Source organism: Halalkalibacter sp. HAAS-P013 (genome assembly GCF_056619925.1).
The window spans coordinates 211,205-236,132 of record NZ_JBWQTU010000011.1; the positions used below are offsets into that span (position 1 = coordinate 211,205).

The following is a 24,928-nucleotide window of genomic DNA, read 5'->3' on the forward strand; positions in this document are numbered from 1 at the left end:
TTTGAATGCTGCTTTATTTCAATGCTTGTTTTACTGCATGAACAGTTTTCAAAGCTGCTTGTAAGTCTTCATAAATAATATTTCCAACGATCACCGTATCGGCGTATTGCGCCATTTCCCTTGCCTGCTCTACTGAGTGAATTCCGCCACCGTAAAACAACTTTGTTTCATTTAAAACGTCAGAAACAGCTTTTACAATATCGACATCGCCATAAGTTCCACTGTATTCTACATAAAAAATCGGAAAGTGGTAGATCTTCTCCGCCATTCGGGCATAGGCAACGACATCTTCATGCGAAAGGTTCGTTTTCGCTTCCGTAAGCTTAGCCGCTTTTGCCTCAGGGTTCAGAATACAATAACCCTCAACGACAATCTCATCCCAATTCATAATCGCGCCATATTCTTTGATCGCCTCATGATGGTAACCGCATATCCACTTTACATCCCCACTATTTAATACAGATGGAATAAAGAAATAATCAAATCCAGGAGTAATCGCCTCTATATTCGATACCTCTAGTGCACATGACACCGTGTAGCGTCTGACTCTTGCAAGTAACTGCAATGTATTATCAAGCGTTACTCCATCCGTTCCTCCGATAATAAGTCCATCCGTACCAGACTCACAAATCGCCTCTAACGCTTCGTCTGATATATCTTTGTTCGGATCGAGCTTAAATACATGTCGCCACTCTTTGTACTCTAGCATCATTATCACTCCTGCTTATCATTATTTCCAAGTAAGTACCTATCTGAACAGACATTATATCAAAGAAAAGTATGGTTGTCGCCGAGAGTACTGAAAAAGGGCTTTTTTTCCTTTATCAGTGCTCTCGAAGCAATGAACGGAACCATTTTCAGTTTTTTAAAGCCTGCTATGAGTGAAGTCATTGCGGCTTCACTGAGTAACTTTCAAAAGGTTTTTCAGCGGCTCCAGTTTTTCCTTTTCCAATACTTTCGTGGTCACCCGAAGGTCTTTTCCAATAAAAAAAAAGAAGAGTTCTTCCAATTTCAAACTGAAAGATGCTCTTCTCCTTAAATAAACGTTTATTTAATTTGAATAGGGACTATTACAACTCATCAAACCCATTCACATCTGATACTTTCACATATTGACGTGATTTTTGTTCAAAGAAATCACTTTTGCCGCTATCGACATCTTCATAAGCCTTTATCCATTTCATCGGATTTTGACGATAGCCTTCGTAAGGGCGTTCGATCCCAAGTTGATTAACACGTTTATTAGCTATGAACTTAATGTAGCTCTCAAGTTCATTCATATTAATACCTTCTAACTTATCTCCAATAATCGACCTGCCCCATTGTATTTCTAATTCGGCAGCTCGTCTAAATGTATCTTGAACAAATTTGTGATTCCGAGGTGTGTTAAGTTCTGGGTTCTCATGTAATAACTCTTTAAAAATATGAGAAAACAAATTCACGTGTAATTGTTCATCCCGATTAATATAATTAATCATCGTACTTGATGACACCATCTTCTGGTTTCTTGCCAAGTTGTAAAAGAATGCAAATCCTGAATAAAAATTAAGTCCCTCAAGAATGACGTCAAATACAATTGATTCTAGAAACGTTTGCGGTGTTGGGTTATCAACAAAGCGTTGGTAACCTTCTGCGATAAAATCGTTTCTCTCCCTCAAGATAGAGTCGTGCTTCCAATACTCAAAGATTTCATCTTGTTCCTGTTTAGGTACGAGACTTGATAAGACGTAAGAATACGACTGATTGTGAACGACTTCTTGAAACGAAAGGACTTGCATTAATGCAGCAAGACTGGAATCTGTTAAATACCCAGCGACTTTTCCTGAATAGTCTGTTTGGACACTATCTAAAAAAGCAAGCAAACCAATAATTTTTTTGAATGCATACCTTTCATCTTCAGAAAGTTGAAGCCACTGCTTAATATCATTAGACATATTAATTTCAAATGGTGTCCAGAAGTTTGCGAGCATATTTTTGTACATAGGATACGCCCATGTAAAGCGAACATCATCCCAGTTTAAAATATTAGAACTCCTCCCATTAATAATCCCTGTCGAGGCATTTGGTGCCGCTGGGTCATATAATTTACGAGATTGTAATGTATTTTGATTCATTTTCTAAACCTCACTAATAATAGATTAAGAAGAACAGCTTTCACACTCTTCAATTTCAACCATCGAAGTCGACCTTGTATAATAAGTCGTTTTCAAGTTTGACTTCCAAGCCTCAATATGCAAATTCAGTAAATCTTTTGCTTTAATTGTATTTTTAACATAAAAGTTAAATGAAATGGATTGGTCAATATGGCGTTGTCGTGCTTCATTTTGTTTAATGCTCCATAATTGATCGATTTCATATGCGGACTTGTAATACCATGTCGTTTGCGGCGATAGGTCTGGAGCTGTGACTGGAATTTTATAATTTTTTTTCTCCTCTGAGTATTCTTTCTTAAAAATAGGATCGATCGAGGCCGTCGTCCCTGCAATAATCGCTGTTGTTGAATTCGGCGCCACAGCCATTAAATACGCATTTCGAATCCCTTTTTCCCTTACACTGTGACGAAGCTCTGTCCACTCTTCACTTGTATATTGGCGATTAATAAAATAGTCACCTGTCTCCCAATCAGACCCTTCAAAAAGTGGATAGGCTCCTTTTTCCTTTGCCAGCTCATTACTTGCACTAATCGTCAGATAGGCAATACTTTCATATAAGTTATCTGCGTATTCAACCGCTTCGTCGGATTCCCATTTGATCCCTTTAAGAGCTAGTAAGTGATGCCAGCCAAATGTACCTAACCCAATAGAACGATACTTTTGATTGGTTATTTGGGCTTGCGGAACTGGAATATTATTTAAATCAATGACATTATCGAGCATTCGCACTTGAATTGGGATTAGCCTTTCAAGGACGTCTTCAGTTACTGCTTTTGCTAGATTAATAGATGATAAATTACATACAACAAAATCCCCAGGTTCTTTGACGACAATAATCTTGCCATCCTCTGTTTTTTCCTCGACCACTGTTGTTGCTTTCATGTTTTGGGTGATCTCTGTACACAGATTACTACAATAAACCATACCTTGATGGCGGTTGGAGTTCGTCCGATTCACAGTATCTCTATAGAACATATATGGCGTACCTGTCTCAAGCTGACTCTTCAAGATTTCTTTGAAAATATCAATGGCTGGAACAACTTCCCACAAGAATCCTTTCTCACCTAGTAATCCGTTGTTTGCCGCTTCCATACACTCTTTGTACTTATCTCGAAAACTTCCTTTTCCTCTTTCTTCATCATAATAATCTTCTAAACTAAAACCTAATGTTTGGCGTATCGTATGAGGATCGAATAAATACCACTCTTGTCTGGCTTCAACTTTTTCCATAAATAAATCTGGCAAGCAGACACCTGTAAACAAATCATGGGTACGCTGCCTCTCATCGCCATTATTTAATTTGACAGCCAAGAAATGAAAAATGTCGCGGTGCCATATATCTAAATAAACACTGATTGCCCCCTGTCTTTGACCTAACTGGTCGACACTTACCGCAGTGTTATTTAGTTGTTTCATCCATGGGATAACACCGGATGATACTCCTTTAAAGCCTCTAATATCACTTCCGCGACTTCGTAGTTTTCCTAAGTAGGCACCAATCCCCCCACCGCTCTTACTCAGTGTTGCAATATCGGTGTTACTGTCATAAATTCCTCTGAGACTATCATCTACAGTATCAATAAAACAGCTCGATAATTGACCATAGCTTTTCCCAGCATTTGATAGAGTCGGAGTTGCCACCGTCATATATAAATTAGAAATGGCCCAGTAAGCTTCTTTTATTAGAACTAATCGTTTTTCCTTCGGTTCTTTAACCATTAACGTAGCTGCAATGATCATAAAACGCTCCTGAGGAAGTTCGTACAGTTCTCCACTATGCGATCTAGCTAAATAACGATCTGCTAATGTTAATAAGCCAATGTATGTAAACAGCGAATCGCGCTCAGGGACAATCTCTTGTTCAAGTTCTTCTAATTCTTCTTTCGAATACTCCTGCAAGATCTGATCTGAATATATCCCCATCCTCGTTAACTTTTGGACTAGTTGATAAAAAGATCCATACCTCAAGCTAGCATCATAGCTTCTTGAATGAGCTGCTCTTTTGTATAGTTGCTTTAAAAGGACATTCGCTGCGACAAACGTCCAATCTGGCTCTTCCATCGAAATCCTCTCTACTGAAGATAAAACTTGCAAATGACTAAGCTGGTCTTCTGACATGTCTTCTTTAGCGAAGATAGATTGTTCAATCTTATCCTTATAAGCCGTAAAATCGAGCGTTGGAAATAAACTTATTAATTCGCCAATCTGAGATGATGCATAATCAAATAACGTTGTCGTTGTCGTACTCTTCATTAGTCTTCCTCCTTAATGATAATAAAAAACGCCCTTTCTCGAGAGTTGAGAAAGAGCGTAAAACGGCGTAAAGAGTAAGACTTATCTGACCAAAATACACTTTGGTCTTCTTTGCCGTCTCACTTCTTACACCCCGAAGATAGCTGACTTTAAAATGACGGCAGGTCTCCTGACTCGTGCTTCACCCTACTTTGAGCCTTCCCATGCAAGTTAGCTAAATCTAACCAAAAGCACAGTGGGTACCTCATTTCGTCGACACTTACAGTTGCGGGGGCAGTTCTGGCTTTCTACCAGATTCCCTATTAAGTCTATTTGACACCGTTCATTTTTCGCAATCAATATATAGTTGTAAGAACACATCATTAATACGATATATTGTATATACTAAAGGAATATTCATCCTGTTGCAAGGAAAAAGATCCGTTTAATCTTCCTAAATAATAAACTAGGTTCATCCCTCAAATCTATTACATGCGGGATGAACCTAGTAATTTAACATAATACATTACTCTAACCAGCTATTTTCCTTTTATGTGTTCTTTCTTTTTCAGGCTCCTTACTTTGCCCTTTAAGTTCTTGATTTAATTCTTTAACCAGTCCGTAACACATTGCAAGAACAATGAACGATAATGGAAGAGCACTAACAATGATTGCTGTTTGTAGACCAGCTAATCCACCTGATGCCATTAATACAGCCGTTGATGCAACTAATATTAATCCCCACGTGACCTTCACTCGGTTTGATGGGTTTAACTTTCCTCCCGTTGTCTGCATTCCTAGTACAAAGGTTGCCGAATCTGCTGATGTAACAAAGAACGTTGTAATTAAAGCAACCGTTAAGATCGACAAGATAATCCCAAGTGGCAGCTGCTGATAAACAAAGAAAAGGGCTGTTTCAAGTGGTTGCCCTGAGACGTTTAATCCTTGTGTGACCTCAAGAAAAATTCCTGTACCACCGAAAACCGTAAACCAGATCGCGCATACTACTGAAGGAACAAGAAGAACAGCTACCGTAAATTCACGAATCGTTCTCCCTTTAGACACTCGAGCTATGAACATTCCAACAAATGGAGTCCATGAAACCCACCAGGCCCAGTAAAAGACCGTCCACCCTTGTGTCCATGCTGCCTCGTCAGCATCAAAAGGTGCTAAACGCAAGCCCATTGGAATGAGATTTTGTAAGTAACTTCCTAAACTCGTTGTAAACATATTAAGCAAAAATAACGTCGGACCGAGAATTAACATGGCAAAAAACAATACCGTTGCAATTGACATGTTTGCAAGACTTAAATACTTAATCCCTCTAGATATACCTGTATTCGCTGAAATGATGAAAAGAACAGTTATGATACCCATGATAATCATTTGTACCATAAAATTATTTGGAATCCCCACCAAATATTCTAGACCTGCATTTATTTGCTGTGACCCTAACCCAAGTGACGCTGCTACCCCAAACAAAGTTGCAAATACAGCAACAACATCAATCGTTTGTCCAATCGGACCTTTCACCTTTTCACCAAGTACAGGATAAAGTGTCGCACTCATTAAACCTGGCGCGTCTTTTCTGAATCTTTGATATGCAAGTGCTAATGCGACAATCGCATAAATGGCCCAAGCATGTAATCCCCAATGAAGCCATGTATAACGCATTCCAACAATTGCTGACTGTTCCGTACTTCCTTCTCCTGTAGGTGGCGAATAAAAGTGTGCAATTGGCTCAGATACGCCATAAAATAGAAGACCAATACCCATCCCAGCTGAAAACAACATTGCAAACCAAGCTGGACGACTATATTCAGGCTCTGAATCTGGTTTTCCAAGTTTGATTTTCCCGTATTTACTAAAGATCATGAATATTGCAAACAACAGAAAGAATGTAGCAACTAATTGATAAAACCAACCAAATGACTCAAGAACAAAGCTTTGCGCTACGGTCATTGCTGCCCCTAGTTGATTCGGGATCAAAACTCCAATTAATACAAAAATGACCGCAATCCCTACTGACACCTTAAAAATCGACCTATCACTTTCACCTTTATCAGAAATAATAAACACTTCCTTTTTCTAATTTACATTCATTGCAGAAACACTTACCAATAAATACTTATTTATTAAATCATAAAATCGAAAAAAAATTAAAAATGATATGAACGCATATTGAGCAATCTGCCCTGATCTTATAAGCTGATTGTACTTCAGCATAATAATTGTTTAAAATTACGAGAAAAAAAGGCGATATTCTATCGTTTTCTACGACACGTTGCCGAATTTTGACTATTTTTCAATAAAAAATGCCCCACCCATTCTCTTTAGATGCGCGGAACATTTTGAAAGAAATTACTTTTTCTCGATTACAACGGCTGTACCATATGCAATAATCTCCGCTGCATTTGTCATAACGGTTGAAGTTTGCATTCTCATCCCAATGATTGCATTGCCGCCTTTCTCTTCTGCTTCTTTCACCATTCGATGTACCGCCAACTTACGTGCTTCCGTCATCATTTCGTTGTAGCCTTTAATCTCTCCTCCGACAATTCCTTTTAATCCTGCTGTAATATCACGGCCAATATGCTTCGTTTGAATCGTGCTACCTTTGACATATCCCAATACCTCTTTTATGTCATAGCCTGCTACTTGTTCAGTAGTCACTATCATCATAATCCATTTCCTCCTTTTTTTCTTATCTCCGTTCAATTTTAAAAATTACAAGTAACCCAACTAAGGCAACAGCATAAACACAAAATGCAATTAGAGCCTGTTAGATTAACAAATAAAAGAGCTATTCCACCAAGTTGACTACAATAATGACGATCACCATATACTTCCAACGTTCAGACACGTCGATCTAACCAACTTTTCACAACCGTAAGCAACTCTTTTGATAATGGCTTTTCTCCGACATTTTTGTATACTTTTTTCAACTGCAAAATATCTGCGTCCTCAACTTGATCTCGAAGCATGTGATTCATTCCTTTAATAATATGGGTTTCCGTCTCGACGGTTGTATACTTCTTGACCTCATACACTTGTTCAGGTGTCGCTTGCACATCTTTAGAGCCTGTAACAGCAAGGATCGGACAATTTACTTCTGCTAGGCTTTGATAAGCGTCATGCTCATAGTGCTCTCTAAACCATTTTGCATTGATTTTAACCCCCTGATAACGAATAACATCTCTTTTAGTCATTGATACTTTCCGATCAAATTTCAAACCTTGTTTTTTCACTTTATCAGTTACTTTTAGCAGGCTAATTAGTTTTCCTTTTAACCCTTTTTTATTTTGAAATGAATCTACAATTAACTCCCTTTGATAATTTTGAGCTTGGGATAGTGACTGAACGGCGCCTGCAACAAAAATTAATCCTGCTAAACCCTCTCCCTTCGCTACTTCAGGAGCTAACATACATCCTTCACTATGTCCAAGTATAAATATCTTATTTTGATCAACAATTGGTTGGCCTTGTAGAAAACGAAGTGCAGCCTTGGCATCGTCAATTAAATCCCAAAACCCTGTTTTTATGAACTCCCCCCTACTCTTCCCCGTACCCCGTTTATCATAACGCAATACGACAAATCCACTTTCCGTTAAAAACGCAGCAAGCTGGTTGTATAGATGTAACGTTTGGCCTTTTTTTGTTCCATTCCCATTTCGGTCAAGCGGGCCTGAACCAGCAATAATAAGAATAGCAGGTAACGCGACAGGTGATGTTTCTGGAAAGGAGAGCGAACCAGCTAATTGCCCCTTTTCACCAAACTGAATCTCTTTTTCCGTCATCAGAGCCACCCCTTTATATTTGATAAATAAAGTAGCAAACATTCGGACAAATCGACCAAATTTACGTCGAAACTATTCTATAATAAGCAAGTACAGTATACTCAGTTTCTCTTAAATTATGCTATAGTATCACTACGAAAACAAAAAATTAGGGGGTCATTGATGAATTCAAATAAATTTAATCGTGTCTTCGATTCACTTGAAGATTTTGTTGATACGATAAGTGACGTTTTAGCTTGTCCTGTCACACTTGAGGACGCCAATCATCAATTACTAGCCTATAGCTCCCATGATGACGGAACAGATGCTGCCCGAATTTCAACGATTATTGGAAGACGTGTTCCAGAAAAGCTCGTTAATCGCTTTTGGAAAGAAGGAGTCATCCCCACTTTAAACCAAAGTGATGATCCTATTGAGATTAGCAGTATTGTGGATATGGGTTTACGTAATCGAGTGGCAATCTCCATACGAAAGAATCAAGAAGTACTTGGATATATTTGGGTTATCGAAGTCAATACGAAATTATCGGAAGAAGAGAAACAACTATTAAAGGTTGCTGCTACAAAAGCAAAAAACCTCTTATTACAGTTAAATTTACAAAAGAAACGCCGAGAAAAAAACGACCAAGAGATCTTATGGCAAATCATTACTGGTGATACGAATTCGCATGAAGAAACGGCTCTACTATTAGATAAGATCGGAATTATTGATTCGAAGCCTTTAGCTTTCATGCTCATACACTTTCAAGAAATGACAGATGTTCTGTATCGGAATGTCTTGTATATAGTGAAAACGACGAGTAAAGTGAGCATGTTAATTGATACAATTGATGACAACCAGCTTATTTGTTTAATTAGTCCTGTTACTGAAACAACAAAAAATCAAACAGAACTCACTCTGTTCATGGAGACCATTCAACGTCAAATGAGTGAGCGATTTAATATTCATAATCTGTCTATTGGATGTGGGTATTTATATACTGACTACTCTAAGCTAACACAAAGTTATCAGGAAGCTCAAAAAGTTATCCAAATCAAATCTAATGGATTAACCGAGTTACAAAAAGCATTTTTTTATCATGAACTAGGAGTTTATCGGCATCTCGACGTGTTGCACTACAATAAGGACCTTGTCATGAACCCAGCTGTAACTCTTTTACAGGTCTATGATCAACAACATGCGACCTCGCTATATAAAACGCTTGATGTTTTTCTAAACAGAGATGGAAATATGAATGAAGCAGCAAAGGAGCTGCATATTCATGTCAATACTCTTAGCTATCGTCTAAAAAGGATTCAGGAAATTGCAAATACCGATCTTAAAGATCCGATACAACGAATCGGTCTTTATTTAGATATGAAATTACTAAGCCATCAAACGAATAAATAACTTTTCGCTTGATGGCTCTCATTATTATTCGCTCGCTGAAACGTCAATATGTGTAAATGTTTTCACATCAAACAATCCTGTATCTGTTAACTTTAATGAAGGAATGACTGGCAAAGCAAGAAACGAAAGCGTTAAAAATGGATTCCAATTTTCTTTGAATCCGATTGCCTTTAATGCTTCTTCTAGCTCTTTTAATGAATGGTTAATTTGTTCAAATGGCTGAAGCGACATTAAACCAGCTAATGGCAGGGGCAAATTAGCTAACACGTCTTTTCCTCTTACAACGGCAATTCCACCTTGTTGATTAGCAACTTGTTCAACAGCACCCAGAATACTCTCATCATCTGTTCCACAGGCCACAATATTATGAGAGTCGTGAGCAACTGTAGCAACAATCGCGCCTTCTTTTATCGTTATCCCTTTAACGACCCCTACACCGACATGCCCAAGTTTGTGATGTCTCTCAGCAACGACTAACTTTAGTTGATTCTTCGCCACCGAAGGCTGAAACAAACCATTTTCCACTTCTACTTCTTCAATTAAATGGCTTGTGACAATTGACCCTGGTGTTACACCAATCATATGCGCTTTATTACTCTTAATCGGTAACTCTAACTTCGTAGACGTTAATGGTTCTAACTGAATACTCTCTAGAAGGTATGCAGGCGGGGTCACAGGCTCCCGTACCGCATAAGTCATTTCCCCATTTTCAGCAACACACTCTCCCTTAACATAGACTGCTTCTATGTCTATTGCCTCTAAATCTCGAATAAGAAGAAAATTAGCTTCATATCCAGGTGCAATCGCTCCTTTACCTTCCAATTTGAAACACTCAGCTGCGTTTAGACTAGCCATCTGAATAGCTTGCATGGGGTCAACCCCAAGCTTGATCGCCTTTCTTACGCTAGCATCAATCGAACCTTCATTTATTAAGTCGTCAAGATGCTTATCATCGGTAGCGAACACACAGCGCCGTGCATTTTGCGCAGTTAAAATTGGAAGTAATGCCTCAATATCCTTTGCTGCAGTTCCCTCACGCATGAGCAAATACATTCCTAGGCGAAGACGATCAAGGCCCTCTTTTGCTGTAACAGCTTCATGATCATTACTTATCCCCGCAACACGGTAAGCATTTAAACCGACGTTATCTAACCCTGCAGCATGACCATCAATCGTCTTTTTGCGTCTCCATGCCGCTGTAAGTTTATCCATCATCGTCCCTTCTCCAGACAAAACAGCCGGATAATCCATCACCTCTGCAAGTCCATAGGCCTCATGCTCATCAAATAACTTCTCAATCTCTGTTGTAGTTAAATCTGCCCCATTATGTTCAAAGTTTGTTGCTGGTACACACGAAGGGACCATTATCTTAATATCTAGAGGCAGGTCTTTAGATGCTTTAATCATATATTTCACAGCTTCAAATCCACCGACATTAGCAATTTCATGTGGGTCTGCCATTACTGTTGTGACACCACGGGGAACAACAATTTTTGTGAATTCCTCAGGTGGGACCATTGCAGACTCGATATGAACATGTCCATCCACAAATGTTGGAGACATGAAAGCTCCATTAGCATCAATTTCGCTAAAGCCTTCATACTCACCAATACCGACGATCATTCCATCTGTAATAGCAACATCTGCTTCATACGTTGTTAAGGTAAAGACATCAATTATTTTTGCATTTTTTACAACCACTTCCGCTTTCTCTCTTTTAGTTGCTGCAGCGATTCGTTTTTTCAGTACTTGACTCATGCTATTACACCCCGCTCTTTACATCATGGTTTATTTATTGTAGTACGAATCGTACCGAAATACACGTACTCAGCAAGGTTTTCTTACATTCATAATACTCTTAATTATAAGTTTTTTATTCTATGTATATTTCATCTAATAAACAAAAAGAAAAAACCACAGGAGCCCTGTGATTTTTATTCTTTCACTTCAACCTCTTGTGCACTCACACGATCTAAGGTCATTTTGTAGCCATCATTTCCATAATTCAAGCAACGTTTGACACGTGAAATAGTCGCTGTACTCGCCCCTGTTTCTGTCTCAATTTTATGATACGTATAGCCATTTTGTAACATTCTAGCTACTTCTAAACGTTGCGCTAATGATTGAATCTCATTAATTGTACATAGATCATCAAAAAACTCATAACACTCTTCAAGATCTTTAAGTGACAAAATGGCTTTAAATAGTTGATCTAGTTCTTTGCCACGTAGTTTATCTATTTGCATTTGAACACTACCTCTCTTAACAATACATTATTCATACGAAAGTGCCTCTTCAACCCCTGGATTTGACGGCACTACATTAATCCACGTTTGACCTGGTTTGAGTTTTACAGGTTCACCATTTTGAACTGGAATAAGCTGTCCATTACGGTTTTCCCAAGACACTTCGTTCATGATGCCACTTTGAAAAAGAATCGCTCTTCCACCTGATGTTAAATCGATGGACCGTCGTCCTTGATCATCTAATACACGATGTTCCGTTTCTAAGACAAGGACATTAGACAGGAGAACGGGATTATTTGTTTCGTATTCAACAGTCTTTAGTTCACCATTAAATCGCTCGTAATACCCTGAGACTTCGTTATAGACATATTGAATATGATTTTTCCCTAAGTAATTCACTTCAATTTCACTCGCTTTATTGCCTACGATGTGAATATCTTCACTTTCATAAAAGTGTAAGGCTGGAACTTCTCCCGTTATATCATAGCCTTTTTCATTTACAAAGCCTTGTAGCATATCCTCATACGTAATGTATGAATTATGAGGAGCCCTTCGCTCAGAGGAGCGCTTAAAAAGTGACCCATCATAGGAAATACCATTAATATTATCAACTTTCTCTTCACTAAGGAGCTTCTTTGCCGTAGGACTATAACCGTGAGCAACAAGCATGCCATCAAATCCGTGAACTAAATCAACATGGTACTCTCTAGCACTTCGAACAGGACCAACGTTGTTTGGAAATTGACTCTGATAAAGAGCAACTAAGCGAGTAACCGTCCCTTCAGCTAATAACTCATAAACAATATCTGCTTGGCTTAAACCCGTTTGTGGACGTGCGGCAGGGTCATTGTTAATCAAAACGCTAATGATACGGTGATTAACCTCTTCCTCTGCTTCCATGCCACTAAGTGGATATGTATAGGAAGAAGCTTCAGCTAGCTCCTCTTCCTCAAATACTTCTTCCACAGATTCTGTCTCTTCATTTATTTGATCATTACTACTGCATCCCCCTACGATTAAAAACGTAGATAACAAAAGGGGGAATTTCCATGCTTTCTTCATTATTACACGACCTTTTTATCAATTAACTCATTAAACTAAAAAAGTGTCCTTTCTCAGTTTAACGCATAATCGCAGGAAAGAGTACCGTTTTCTTTTTCACATCATAAATTCCTCTTTGTGTTACACGGATATATGGAAGATGTGTAGACGAGAAGAATAGCAGGCTATAAATTGGGTCCTCAAACTTGTAGCCGAGATCACGTAATAACGTAACAAATTTCTTTTCATCTTCCATAACGCCTTCCATTGATTTTGTAGATAACGTTCCAAATATTTCTAATTGCAATCGGCCGATAACTTTCCTATTTTCGACCAAGGTCATTCCTCCACCTTGCTCTTTTAAAGCATTAAAAGCAGCAACCATGTCTGAAACATTTTTTCCAATAAGGATTACGTCTCCTGTATTGGAAAATGAACTAGCAAAGCCTGATACATGTGTGGCAAATCCTTTAATCATTGTAGCAATATGCCATTTTCCATATTTATCAATCATCACAAAGAAGCTTTCATCATGATCAGTACTTAATACTTTCTCTGTACTTTCAATCGGGATTTGATACGGTTTCAAAATAACGGAATTTGCCATTTCAATTCCCATTGCCATCGAAAAATGGAGATCATCTTCTGATAAATCCCAATCAATCTTGAATGGTTCTATTCCGTAATCTTCCCAAGGAAAATCGCCAAATTGATCAATATGTTCTCCGTCTCTTACTATCCATTTCCCTTTTGCTAAAACAGAGATTGGTAATGGATCGTTAATATCATCAAGGATATTTAGATGAGCAATCCTTCCTGGAGCAATCATTCCAAGCTTATGATCAATATGGTAATATTTTGCCACGTTATAACTAGCCATTGAATATGCATCAATTGGATCTAATCCACTATCTAATGCGATTTTAATTAATTGATCCATAACTCCTTTTTCATAAAAAGCAGGTGGAGAGCCGTCCGTAGTCATAAGACATCTTTCGAAATAATCAACCCCCAACTCTTGCATTTCCTTAAGCAGCTTAGGTAAATCTGGACGAATTGAGGAGTGTCGTAACGAAGTTGTATATCCTAAGTCTAGACGTCTTACAGCCTCTTCACCAGTCATAGCTTCGTGATCACACGTGACACCTAAAAGCGCCATCTGCGCTAACGTTCGCTCTGAGGCACCTGGCAAATGCCCTTCAATCGGCTTACGAAGTCTTGTTGTTTCTTGCATTAAGTGCAGAGTAGAATCATCACCTTCTAACACTTTAGGCCAAGAAGTTAATTCTCCCCCTTGTAAAACAAGTGGATGCTCTAACCATTCCTTCATTTTTGAATTCGTTAATGGCTCTTCATCCCGAAGTTCCGTTTGTGCATCATAGCGCGACCACCAATACATAGAAGCCGGCAACTCATCAAGAGCCTCAATCAAAGTAAGCGCTTTCTTTTTTTCGAGGTGCAAAAAGAACATAAGATTATCATTAATCAGTGTTGTTGTCCCTCTTCCTGACGCATACTTAGCGAAGCTATGGGGATTATAAAGTTGAAACGGGTGAGCATGGTGCTCAATATATCCTGGTACAACTAATTTGTTATCACAATCAACAACCTCTGTATCAGTTATCGTCGTTGGCATTTCATTTCCAACGTATACGATTCGGTCTTCGGATATCCATATATTAGCCGTAAGCCATTTACGGCGTGCAAAATTTAAATATGTTGCATTTCGGAGGACAAGTGAAGGAGATTTTTCTCCTTTTACTACAGCTAATTGCTGTCGTAAGCGTTGTTTTGTCCAGCGGTAAAGTCTCTCAGTCATCCTGTCATCACCCATTTCATCAATTACTATTTTTTTAATAGTACCACAAATATGGTAAATAACTCACTACATTGTTAAATCTTTTAACAAAAATAATTGGAAGATTGACAAACATGTGAAAGGTGGATCTAGTCTATGAAACCAAACATCGGGCGTGTAGATGCATTATGTCGAATCACAATGGGTTTCACTATCCTTGCTTGGTCTACCTCTAAACTTGTTAAGAGACCAAACGACAACATACCCCTAATTGCTGCGATATGCGGAAGTATGAAAGCCGCGGAAGGGATTACAAGGTTCTGTCCTCTAACTTACTTGGCAGAGCAGAAAATGGAAACGATACAAGACCATGATAGTCACAGTCAGAGTGAGTAATATGTAACACAAAAAGAAGCCGTATAAGATCATCATACGTGATCTTATACGGCTTATGATTCAATCTTTTTAGGAGGAAATCTCTATGTTTAATATTCAGGAATATGCAACTGATACTCTTTTTATTTATATTATGGTCATTGGAAGTATCGTTGCTCTTATTTATTTGTTTATGAGGAAGAGACGCGCGAAATAGCTCTATGTGCGATATCTTTACGATAAAATAAGCCGTCTTTACTTACTTTCTTCACTTGATCATACACACGTTGTTGCGCTTTTAGCAATGACGCTTTTTTTGTTGCAATTAACAAAACTCTTCCGCCATTTGTCTTCCATTCGTCTTCTTCTTTCTTTGTACCAGCATGGAAGACTAGCATATCTTCATCAAGTTCCTCTAATCCTTTAATAACTGTCCCTTTTTTATAGGACCCAGGATATCCTTCACTCGCTAAAACAATTCCAACAACTTCATCTTCTGACCATTCTAATGTAGGTGTTTTTCCATCTAATAAAGAAGTATACACTTCTACAAGGTCCGAATTTAAACGTGGCAAGACCACTTGTGTTTCCGGGTCACCAAATCGAGTATTAAACTCAATCACTTTTGGCCCAGCTGACGTCATCATTAATCCAGCGTATAATATTCCTGTAAATGGAGTACCTTCTTTAATTAAAGCATCGGCTGTTGGTTGAAGGACTTTTTCTACCGCTTCAGCCACATCCTCACTAGAAAATTGCGGCACTGGTGAGTATGCTCCCATTCCCCCTGTATTTGGACCTTGATCACCGTCAAGCGCTCTCTTATGATCTTGAGCGCCTACCATAGGGATAACTGTGTCATGATGAACGAATGCCATAAGCGAAAGCTCTTCACCTTCTAAATACTCTTCAATCACAACTTGTGCACTTGCTTCTCCAAACACAAGATCCTTTAACATGGAAGATAGAGCATTGATAGCTTCCTCTTCCGTCATCGCTACAACAACGCCTTTTCCAGCTGCTAATCCATCAGCTTTTATCACGATTGGTGCCCCTTGCTTTTTCACATAAGCAACGGCCTCATCATAATTCGTGAATGTTTCATAGCTGCCAGTTGGAATATTGTATTTTTTCATAATCGATTTGGCGAAAGATTTACTACCCTCTAACATAGCAGCCTCTTTTTTCGGGCCAAAAATACGCAATCCTTCTTCTTGGAACCTGTCAACGACTCCTCCAAGTAAAGGAACCTCTGGACCTACGATCGTTAATCCAATTTCTTGTTCTTTTGCAAAAGCAATAAGTCCGTCAAAATCATTTTCATTAATCTGAACTGGTTTCGCCACATCAATCATTCCATCATTTCCTGGTGCGACAAACACTTCTGAAACCTGATTGCTTTGAGCAACTTTCCAAGCAATGGCATGTTCGCGACCGCCACTACCAATAATAAGAACTTTCATTTGAACACTCCTTTAATGTTTAAAGTGTCTTACTCCTGTCATAACCATTGCAATTCCGTATTTATTAGCCATTTCAATGGATTCTTCGTCACGGATTGAACCACCTGGTTGAATAATAGCTGTTACACCTGCTTTACCGGCAAGCTCTACAGTGTCCCCCATTGGGAAAAAGGCATCTGAACCCATTACAGCTCCTTCAATTCGCTCACTAGCTTGCGTAATAGCAATATCAGCAGCACCAACACGGTTCATTTGTCCTGCTCCAACACCGACAGTCATTTGTCCATTTGTTAATACAATTGCATTTGACTTCACATGTTTAACAACTTTCCATGCTAATTTAAGAGCTTCCCACTCTGCATCGGTTGGCTTGCGATCTGTTGGGATTGAAATCGTTGCTTCGTCGATTCCATAATGATCCTCATCTTGAACTAAAAGACCACCATGAATCGATGTCAGCATCGCTTCAGGTTGCTCTTGCTTAGTCATTGGAACAGTTAAAAGACGTAAATTTTTCTTTGCTGTTAAAACATCAAGTGCTTCTTGTGTAAAAGCAGGAGCGATAATAATCTCAAGGAAAATGTCCTTCATTTTTACTGCAGTTGCCTCGTCGATTTCACGGTTTGCAGCGACAATACCACCAAAAATTGAAACAGGATCAGCTTCATATGCACGCCCATAAGCTTGTTCAATGGACTGCCCTGTACCAACTCCACATGGATTCATATGCTTAACTGCCACAACAGCAGGCTCATCAAACTCTTTTACAATAGCAAGAGCTGCATCAGCATCATGAATGTTGTTATATGAAAGTTCCTTTCCGTGAAGTTGAACCGCACTAGCAATCGAGCTTTCATCAGCTAAAGGCTTCTTAAAGAATGTTGCCTTTTGATGAGGGTTCTCTCCATAACGTAAACCTTGCTTACGCTCATATGTCACTGTAAATGTTTCAGGCTCCTCTTCACCTACAGCTTCCGTTAAATATTCGGCTATTAATGCATCATAAGCTGCTGTATGTCTATATACTTTTGCAGCTAAGCGACGCTTCGTTTCGACCGTTACATCTTGCTCATTAGAAAGTTCATCAATTACTGTTGGATAATCTTTCGGATCAACAACAACGGTTACATGCTGATGATTCTTTGCTGCTGCACGAAGCATACTAGGTCCACCAATATCGATGTTCTCAATCGCATCTGCAAACGTACAATTTGGCTTTGCAATCGTCTCTTTGAATGGATACAAGTTAACCACTACTAAATCAATAGGTGAAATATTATGTTCAGCTAGTTGCTCTTGATGCTCAGCGCGCTCTCTCATAGCAAGCAAACCACTATGGATATTCGGATGAAGAGTTTTCACTCGACCATCTAAAATTTCTGGGAACCCTGTCACTTCCGAGATACCAATAACAGGTACTCCCGCATCTTGTAGAGCTTTCTTTGTTCCGCCAGTAGAAACTACTTCAAAGCCTTTTGCGACAAGAGCTTCGACAAACTCAACAATGCCTTCCTTATTTGAAACACTTACTAACGCTCTTCTTTTACTCATCAATTACCCAACCTCTTTCGTACGATCTATGATTGTTTGAATTGTTTTAGGATATAGTTCGTGTTCAACTGCCTGGACTTTCTTCTGCAAGGAATCAACCGTGTCATCTTCCTCAATTCGTACTGGTTCCTGTGCAATAATTTCACCGGTATCCATACCCGCATCGACGTAATGAATAGTGACTCCTGTAATCTTCACCTTTGCTTTAAAAGCTTGTCCAATCGCATCTAAGCCAGGAAAAGAAGGAAGTAAGGAAGGATGAATATTGACCATCCTTCCTTCATAGGAGTTTAGCAAAGTAGGCCCTATTAACCTCATATACCCTGCTAACACAACAAATGAGACTTCCCTTTTAGCCAATTCTATTATGATATCTTGTTCATAGGCAGCCTTCGTTTCATACGTTTTTGGATCAGCAATGAAACAGGGAATATTGAGCAGGTTCGCTCTTTCAATAACTTTTGCTTGTGGTTTATCTGTAACAATGAGAGCAACTTCGACATCAAGGAGTCTGTCCCTAGCAGCACAAATAATTGCTTCGGCATTCGTCCCACTCCCTGAAGCAAAAATAGCGATTTTCATCATTACTCAATGCCTCCAATGGTAACACCTGTACCCTCTTCTACTCGTCCTATAATATATGCGGATTCACCATTCTCCTCAAGTGTACGTAGAACTGGAATATGTTCTTCCTCTGGAACGACTACTACCATTCCAACCCCCATATTAAATGTTGAGAACAGCTCCTTTTCCGTTAACTCGCCATATTTTTGAAGCAAGTTAAAAATAGGAGGAACCGGCCATGATCCGTTATCCACACTCACACCAACACCAGCCGGTAACATACGTGGAATATTTTCATAAAATCCACCACCAGTGATATGTGCCATTCCATGGACAGTATGGTTCTTCAAGCAAGCGAGCAAAGGTTTAACATAAATCTTCGTTGGAGTTAACAACTCTTCCCCTAACGTTTTTCCAAGTTCCTCGACTTGGTCATCTAAAGAAAACGAATGATCATGAAGGAAAATTTTTCTAACTAATGAAAAACCGTTACTGTGCAATCCACTAGATGAAAGCCCAATGACAACATCTCCTGGTTTGATTTTCTCCCCAGTGATGATTTGCTGCTTTTCAACAGCACCAACAGCAAAACCCGCTAAATCATATTCATCTTCACTATACATCCCAGGCATTTCAGCCGTTTCTCCACCAACAAGAGCGCAACCTGCTTGTTCGCAGCCATCAGCTACCCCTTTGACGATTGCTTCTAAACGTTCAGGAACCGCTTTGCCACATGCAATATAATCTAGAAAATAGAGTGGTTCTGCTCCTTGAACAACAATATCGTTTACACACATTGCAACGGCATCGACACCAATTGTATCGTGACGATCTAGCATGAAGGCAAGCATAAGCTTTGTTCCTACTCCATCAGTTCCAGAAACAAGTACTGGCTCCTTTAGATTTAATGTAGATAGATCAAACATTCCTCCAAAGCCACCAAGTGATCCCATGACCCCAGAACGTTTTGTTCTATTTACATGACTCTTCATTCGCTCAACTGCTTCGTAACCTGCTTCAAGACTGACTCCTGCTTTTTTATAAGCTTCTGACATTCTCCTTGCTCCCTTCCTTCTAAACCTTTGCGTATGGATGTAACGTATCTGGATAAATTTCCGTTGGATATTCCCCTGTAAAGCACGCTAGACACTGACCGCAGTTTGATGTTTCATCAGAACGACCAATCCCCGTTTTTAATCCTTCTACTGATAAGAAAGCTAACGAATCTGCTCCCATCATTTCGCGCATTTCTTCGATAGAATGGTTCGCAGCAATTAATTCACCTGAGTTAGATGTATCAATACCGTAGAAGCATGGATTCTTAATTGGAGGGGAACTGATTCGCACATGGACCTCTTTTGCACCAGCTTCTCGTAACATATTCACAATTCGTCTACTTGTTGTACCACGTACAATCGAGTCATCAATCATAACAACACGTTTTCCTTCTACAACGCCTCGCACAGCAGAAAGCTTCATTTTCACACCTTGCTCACGCAGCTCTTGAGATGGCTGAATAAACGTACGTCCAACATAACGATTCTTGATCATACCTAATTCGTAAGGAATTCCAGCTTGTTCAGCGTACCCAATTGCCGCAGAAATACTAGAATCCGGTACCCCTGTGACAACATCGGCTTCAATAGGAGATTCAATTGCTAACTGCTTCCCTAGATTCTTTCTAGATGTATGAACATTGATTTCATCAACATTGCTATCTGGACGTGCGAAATAAACGTACTCCATACTACAGATTGCTCTTGTAGCAGAACCTGAAAATCTAGTTGAACGAAGACCATTATCATCAATAATGACAAGCTCACCTGGCTCTACCTCGCGCTCATATTTTGCACCAATCAGATCAAACGCACATGTCTCTGATGCGATCACATATGCATCACCAAGTCGACCAATCGATAAAGGACGAAGACCGTTTGGATCAAGTGCAACCATTAATTGTTTTTCATTTAAAACAGCGAGAGCATAAGCACCCTTTAACATCGCTAATGCATTTCTAAGCTGTTCTTCTAATGTATTGTAGCCACTGCGCTTAATTAAATGAGCAACTACCTCCGTATCAGATGTGGATTGAAAAATGCTCCCCTGACTCTCTAATTGATGCTTCATGCTATTGGCATTCACTAAATTTCCGTTATGTGCAATTGCCAAGCTTCCCATTTGTGAGCGGAAAAGCAAGGGCTGCACATTGGCAAATCCCCCACCTCCAGCTGTCGCATAACGAACGTGACCAACAGCAGCATGCCCGCTTAGCTGATCAAAATCATTCGGACTAAACACATCGTTAACCAAGCCCAATCCTTTATGAACTTTTAATTGCTTTCCGTCTGTTGCAACAATCCCAGCACCTTCTTGGCCGCGATGCTGTAAACTATGAAGACCATAATAAGTTAGGTGAGCAGCATCTTTATGTCCCCAGATGGCAAACACACCACATTCTTCATTTAAGCCTTTGATTTCAGCAAACATGGAATGGCTCCTTTCCAAGCCGTTACGATCTCATCCTGTGTTGTTTCAAGAATGACACCTTGTTCATTATTTTTAATTACAAGAGATTTTGAATCTGTTACTTCACCAATTTTTGTAGCAGCAACTAGTTGTTCAAATTGCTCTGCTTTTTCACTTGGAATCGTTACGATAAAGCGAGATTGTGATTCCGCGAATAAAGCTGCCGTCGTCTCACCTGCTAACGAAACTGTTGCTCCCACTTCACCAGAAGTCATACATTCAGCAAGACCTACCGCTACTCCACCTTCTGCTACATCATGAGCTGATGCAACAAGACCAGAGCGAATCGCTGTTAAAAGTTGCTTCTGAAGTCTTTTTTCTAGCTCTAAATCAAGCGTAGGAGATTTTCCTGAAATATCGCCTTCAACTAGCTTTTGTAATTCACTTCCACCAAATTCAGGTTTTGTCTCTCCAACAAGATATATCACGTCTCCTGCTTGCTTGAAGCTTTGAGTCGTAATATGATCAATGTCCTCAATTAGACCAACCATACCGATAACTGGTGTTGGATAAATAGCTACCCCAGCTGTTTCATTGTAAAGCGACACGTTTCCACCAATGACTGGTGTTTCTAGAACACGACAAGCTTCACTCATTCCGTCTGTTGACTTTTCAAGCTGCCAGAAAATTTCAGGCTTATCAGGACTACCATAGTTCAAACCGTCCGTTAATCCAAGTGGAACCCCACCAGAACACACAACGTTACGTGCCGCTTCAGCAATCGCAATTTGACCGCCTACTTCAGGGTCAAGGTATAAATAGCGAGAGTTACAATCTGTTGTCATCGCAAGTGCTTTTCTTGTACCGCGAATTCGAACGACAGCAGCATCTGAACCTGGTTCAACAACTGTGTTTGTTTGAACCATATAATCATATTGATCATATACCCATTCCTTACTAGCAATCGTAGGTTGAGCTAATAGCTTAAGGAGAGTTTCTTTATAATCTTCAACAACAGGCGTCTTTTCTTCTTGCTGTTGGAACGTTTCATAGTAAGCCGGAACGCTAGAAGGCTTATGGTAAACTGGTGCTTCTTCTGCCAATGCATCAACTGGAAGATCAGCAACAACTTCTCCTTTATGAAGAAGGCGAAGGCGCTTATCATCCGTTACATGACCTACTTCAGCAGATAATAATCCCCAACGATCAAAGATTTCTTTAATTTCTTGCTCGCGGCCTTTTTTCACAACGATTAACATACGCTCTTGAGACTCAGAAAGCATCATCTCATAAGGTGTCATGCCTTGCTCACGTTGTGGAACAAGATCTAAGTTCATTTCAATACCAGATCCAGCTTTACTTGCCATCTCTGCAGAAGATGATGTAAGTCCAGCAGCTCCCATATCTTGAATTCCAACAAGAGCATCATTTTGAATTAACTCTAAACATGCTTCAAGTAATAGCTTCTCCATGAAAGGATCTCCCACTTGTACAGCTGGACGCTTTTCATCTGAATCTTCACCAAGTTCTTCAGAAGCGAATGTTGCCCCGTGGATCCCGTCACGACCAGTGCTAGCACCTACGTACATAACTGTGTTGCCGACACCTTTTGCTTGTCCTTTTTGAATATCTTTATGATCAATTAAACCAACGCACATCGCATTAACGAGTGGATTGCCTTCATAGCAAGGATCAAACTGAATTTCTCCCCCTACTGTTGGAACTCCCATACAGTTACCATAACCTGCGATTCCTGCAACCACTTCCTCAAATAAGTAGCGGACGCGTGGTGACGTTAATTCACCAAAACGTAAGGAATTTAAAAGTGAAATTGGACGAGCTCCCATTGAGAATACGTCACGAAGGATTCCACCTACACCTGTTGCAGCCCCTTGGTATGGCTCAATTGCTGATGGGTGGTTATGACTTTCAACCTTAAACACAACCGCTTGCTCATCACCAATATCAATAATACCAGCACCCTCACCAGGTCCTTGCAAAACGCGTTCTCCTTCTGTCGGAAACTTTTTCAATAGAACTTTTGAATTTTTATAACTGCAATGCTCCGACCACATAACCGAGAAAAGACCTGTCTCTGTCCAGTTCGGCGTTCGACCAATGATCTCCTCAATCATTGAAAATTCTTCATCTGTTAAACCCATTTCGCGGTAAAGCTTCTCCTCTTTTACACGCTCAGCTGTTGGTTCAAGAAGTAGTGACATGAGATTCCCTCCAATTTCTTACGATCGATTGAAATAAACGCAGACCATCGTCGCCGCCAAGTAATGCTTCCACAGCACGTTCAGGGTGTGGCATCATTCCAAGTACATTTCCACGTTCGTTTGTAATACCTGCAATATCAGCTTTTGATCCGTTGATAGCTTGTTCATAACGGAACACAACTTGATTATTTGCTTCTAACGCCTCTAATGTCTTTTCATCACATTCATAGTTACCTTCACCATGTGCAACTGGAATCGTGATGACTTCGCCCTTTTTATATCCTGTTGTAAACATCGTCTCATTGTTTGCAACTTTTAGTTCCGTCGGACGACAAATGAACTTTAATCCGTCGTTACGCTTCATGGCACCTGGGAGCAGTCCTAATTCAAGAAGCATTTGAAATCCGTTACAAACCCCAAGAACCGGCTTTCCTTCTTCTGCAAATTTCTTCACTGCATCCATGATAGGTGAGAAACAAGCAATCGCTCCAGAACGAAGGTAATCACCGTATGAAAATCCACCTGGTAAAAGAACTCCATCAAAGCCTTCTAAAGATGTTTCATCATGGCGAACATAAGCCACTTCTTCTTGCAGGGCATCCTGAATCGCAAAAAACATATCTGAATCACAGTTCGAACCAGGAAAAACAATTACTGCAAATTTCATGAAGGAACAACCTCCTCGATTTCAAAACGATAATCTTCAATCACTGTATTGGCAAGTAATTTGGAACACATTTCATCGATACGCTGCTCCACATTATCAGTACTGTTTACTGTAAGCTCCATGTATTTACCGATGCGTACTTCTTCAACCTCTTTGTACTCCATTGTATGAAGAGCACGTTTTACGGCTCCTCCTTGTGGATCTAGAACACTTTCTCTTAACGTAACGTAAACTTTTACTTTGTACATGATGCGCCTCCTAAGCGTGATAAGATTTCTTGGTAACCTTCTTGTAAGCTTCCTAAATTTCTTCTAAATAAATCTTTGTCAAAACGTTGATTTGTATCTTTATCCCAAAGTCGACAAGTATCAGGTGAAATTTCATCTGCAAGCAAAATCTCATTGTCACTTGTACGGCCAAATTCTAATTTGAAGTCAATTAAGCGTACATTCATGTTATCGAATAAATTAATCAAATGTTTGTTTACTTCTAATGCTTTCTTTTTAAGGATTGTTAAATCAGAGCTAGTTGCTGCATTTAAAATTGCAATATGATCTTCTGTAACAAGCGGATCTCCAAGTGCATCATCTTTGTAATAGAACTCAACAATTGGCTGTTCAAGCGCTGTTCCTTCTTCAATTCCAAGACGCTTTGCCATACTGCCTGCGACTACATTTCGAACAACTACTTCCAGTGGAATAATCTCCACTTTTTTTACCAGCTGTTCTGTTTCCGAGAGCCTTTTAATAAAGTGGCTGTCAACGCCATTGTCATTTAAGTAAGAAAAGATTAAAGAAGTAATCTCGTTATTCAGCCTAGCCTTTCCTGTTAGTGTTTCTTTTTTCTCGCCATTAAATGCAGTAGCATCATCTTTATAGCTAACCCAAAGCTCGTCTATATTAGCTGTTTGATAGATTTGCTTTGCTTTTCCTTCATATAGCAAAACGCCTTTTTCCATGATTTA

General features: G+C 39.5%; 22 protein-coding genes and 1 riboswitch. Of the genes, 3 read left to right on the forward strand and 19 right to left on the reverse strand.

The annotated features are described in order from the left end of the window. Positions 1 to 13 precede the first annotated feature (13 nt). The 6 genes from pcrB to AC1FXP_RS15690 form a co-directional block, all read right to left on the reverse strand. On the reverse strand, positions 14 to 709 hold the full coding sequence (pcrB, locus tag AC1FXP_RS15665; protein ID WP_480062983.1) for a heptaprenylglyceryl phosphate synthase: 696 nt from the start codon (positions 707 to 709) through the stop codon (positions 14 to 16). Positions 710 to 1,070: 361 nt separating this feature from the next. Beyond that, positions 1,071 to 2,114 carry a ribonucleotide-diphosphate reductase subunit beta gene (locus tag AC1FXP_RS15670; RefSeq protein ID WP_480062949.1) on the reverse strand — a complete coding sequence of 348 codons (1,044 nt, stop codon included), beginning with the start codon at positions 2,112 to 2,114 and terminating at the stop codon, positions 1,071 to 1,073. A 24-nt stretch (positions 2,115 to 2,138) separates the two neighbouring features. Further along, positions 2,139 to 4,406, reverse strand: a complete 2,268-nt coding sequence (locus tag AC1FXP_RS15675) for a ribonucleoside-diphosphate reductase subunit alpha (protein WP_480062950.1) — start codon at positions 4,404 to 4,406, stop codon at positions 2,139 to 2,141. Positions 4,407 to 4,548: 142 nt separating this feature from the next. After that, a riboswitch (cobalamin riboswitch) is annotated at positions 4,549 to 4,745 on the reverse strand. A 171-nt stretch (positions 4,746 to 4,916) separates the two neighbouring features. Beyond that, positions 4,917 to 6,425, reverse strand: a complete 1,509-nt coding sequence (locus AC1FXP_RS15680; RefSeq protein WP_480062984.1) for a glycine betaine uptake BCCT transporter — start codon at positions 6,423 to 6,425, stop codon at positions 4,917 to 4,919. Positions 6,426 to 6,746: 321 nt separating this feature from the next. After that, entirely contained in the window at positions 6,747 to 7,067 is a 321-nt protein-coding gene (locus tag AC1FXP_RS15685) for a YbjQ family protein (protein WP_480062951.1), read from the reverse strand. Positions 7,068 to 7,240: 173 nt separating this feature from the next. Next, a complete protein-coding gene (locus AC1FXP_RS15690) occupies positions 7,241 to 8,182 on the reverse strand; it encodes an alpha/beta hydrolase (RefSeq protein ID WP_480062952.1) in 942 nt (313 codons plus the stop codon). Positions 8,183 to 8,344: 162 nt separating this feature from the next. Here AC1FXP_RS15690 and AC1FXP_RS15695 point away from each other — a divergent pair, with 162 nt between their 5' ends. Further along, complete coding sequence (locus AC1FXP_RS15695) at positions 8,345 to 9,571, forward strand: PucR family transcriptional regulator (RefSeq protein ID WP_480062953.1); 1,227 nt, start codon at positions 8,345 to 8,347, stop codon at positions 9,569 to 9,571. A gap of 24 nt (positions 9,572 to 9,595) precedes the next feature. On the opposite strand, the gene ade is transcribed toward AC1FXP_RS15695, so the two are convergent. The 4 genes from ade to AC1FXP_RS15715 form a co-directional block, all read right to left on the reverse strand. Then, entirely contained in the window at positions 9,596 to 11,329 is a 1,734-nt protein-coding gene (ade, locus tag AC1FXP_RS15700) for an adenine deaminase (protein ID WP_480062954.1), read from the reverse strand. A 176-nt stretch (positions 11,330 to 11,505) separates the two neighbouring features. Then, positions 11,506 to 11,817, reverse strand: a complete 312-nt coding sequence (locus tag AC1FXP_RS15705) for a YerC/YecD family TrpR-related protein (protein ID WP_480062955.1) — start codon at positions 11,815 to 11,817, stop codon at positions 11,506 to 11,508. A gap of 27 nt (positions 11,818 to 11,844) precedes the next feature. Continuing rightward, the gene (locus AC1FXP_RS15710) at positions 11,845 to 12,879 is read right to left on the reverse strand and encodes a DUF3048 domain-containing protein (RefSeq protein ID WP_480062956.1); all 1,035 of its coding nucleotides are present in this window, start codon (positions 12,877 to 12,879) and stop codon (positions 11,845 to 11,847) included. Between the two features lie 58 nt (positions 12,880 to 12,937). After that, positions 12,938 to 14,677: an adenine deaminase C-terminal domain-containing protein gene (locus AC1FXP_RS15715; protein ID WP_480062957.1), complete on the reverse strand. Its 1,740-nt coding sequence runs from the start codon at positions 14,675 to 14,677 to the stop codon at positions 12,938 to 12,940. A 135-nt stretch (positions 14,678 to 14,812) separates the two neighbouring features. On the opposite strand from AC1FXP_RS15715, the gene AC1FXP_RS15720 reads away from it, so the two are divergent. Together AC1FXP_RS15720 and AC1FXP_RS15725 are read left to right on the forward strand one after the other, a co-directional pair. Further along, entirely contained in the window at positions 14,813 to 15,052 is a 240-nt protein-coding gene (locus tag AC1FXP_RS15720; RefSeq protein WP_480062958.1) for a YgaP family membrane protein, read from the forward strand. A gap of 85 nt (positions 15,053 to 15,137) precedes the next feature. Next, complete coding sequence (locus AC1FXP_RS15725) at positions 15,138 to 15,248, forward strand: EYxxD motif small membrane protein (protein WP_338035491.1); 111 nt, start codon at positions 15,138 to 15,140, stop codon at positions 15,246 to 15,248. On the opposite strand, the gene purD is transcribed toward AC1FXP_RS15725, so the two are convergent. The 9 genes from purD to purC are packed head-to-tail and all read right to left on the reverse strand — an operon-like array spanning position 15,223 to position 24,922. Beyond that, positions 15,223 to 16,494, reverse strand: coding sequence for a phosphoribosylamine--glycine ligase (purD, locus tag AC1FXP_RS15730; protein ID WP_480062959.1), 1,272 nt, complete (start codon positions 16,492 to 16,494; stop codon positions 15,223 to 15,225). The two genes, AC1FXP_RS15725 and purD, sit on opposite strands and share 26 nt — an antisense overlap. 12 nt (positions 16,495 to 16,506) lie before the next feature. Beyond that, positions 16,507 to 18,045: a bifunctional phosphoribosylaminoimidazolecarboxamide formyltransferase/IMP cyclohydrolase gene (purH, locus tag AC1FXP_RS15735; protein WP_480062960.1), complete on the reverse strand. Its 1,539-nt coding sequence runs from the start codon at positions 18,043 to 18,045 to the stop codon at positions 16,507 to 16,509. A 3-nt stretch (positions 18,046 to 18,048) separates the two neighbouring features. Continuing rightward, on the reverse strand, positions 18,049 to 18,630 hold the full coding sequence (gene purN / locus AC1FXP_RS15740; protein ID WP_480062961.1) for a phosphoribosylglycinamide formyltransferase: 582 nt from the start codon (positions 18,628 to 18,630) through the stop codon (positions 18,049 to 18,051). Continuing rightward, the gene (gene purM, locus AC1FXP_RS15745) at positions 18,630 to 19,664 is read right to left on the reverse strand and encodes a phosphoribosylformylglycinamidine cyclo-ligase (protein WP_480062962.1); all 1,035 of its coding nucleotides are present in this window, start codon (positions 19,662 to 19,664) and stop codon (positions 18,630 to 18,632) included. The genes purN and purM overlap by 1 nt, the downstream gene beginning before the upstream one ends. A gap of 19 nt (positions 19,665 to 19,683) precedes the next feature. Then, the gene (gene purF, locus AC1FXP_RS15750) at positions 19,684 to 21,096 is read right to left on the reverse strand and encodes an amidophosphoribosyltransferase (protein ID WP_480062963.1); all 1,413 of its coding nucleotides are present in this window, start codon (positions 21,094 to 21,096) and stop codon (positions 19,684 to 19,686) included. Next, positions 21,072 to 23,297, reverse strand: a complete 2,226-nt coding sequence (purL, locus tag AC1FXP_RS15755; protein ID WP_480062964.1) for a phosphoribosylformylglycinamidine synthase subunit PurL — start codon at positions 23,295 to 23,297, stop codon at positions 21,072 to 21,074. The genes purF and purL overlap by 25 nt, the downstream gene beginning before the upstream one ends. Then, the gene (purQ, locus tag AC1FXP_RS15760; protein ID WP_480062965.1) at positions 23,281 to 23,964 is read right to left on the reverse strand and encodes a phosphoribosylformylglycinamidine synthase subunit PurQ; all 684 of its coding nucleotides are present in this window, start codon (positions 23,962 to 23,964) and stop codon (positions 23,281 to 23,283) included. The genes purL and purQ overlap by 17 nt, the downstream gene beginning before the upstream one ends. After that, the gene (gene purS, locus AC1FXP_RS15765) at positions 23,961 to 24,212 is read right to left on the reverse strand and encodes a phosphoribosylformylglycinamidine synthase subunit PurS (protein WP_034633516.1); all 252 of its coding nucleotides are present in this window, start codon (positions 24,210 to 24,212) and stop codon (positions 23,961 to 23,963) included. The genes purQ and purS overlap by 4 nt, the downstream gene beginning before the upstream one ends. Then, positions 24,200 to 24,922 carry a phosphoribosylaminoimidazolesuccinocarboxamide synthase gene (gene purC, locus AC1FXP_RS15770; RefSeq protein WP_480062966.1) on the reverse strand — a complete coding sequence of 241 codons (723 nt, stop codon included), beginning with the start codon at positions 24,920 to 24,922 and terminating at the stop codon, positions 24,200 to 24,202. The genes purS and purC overlap by 13 nt, the downstream gene beginning before the upstream one ends. Positions 24,923 to 24,928 lie beyond the last annotated feature (6 nt).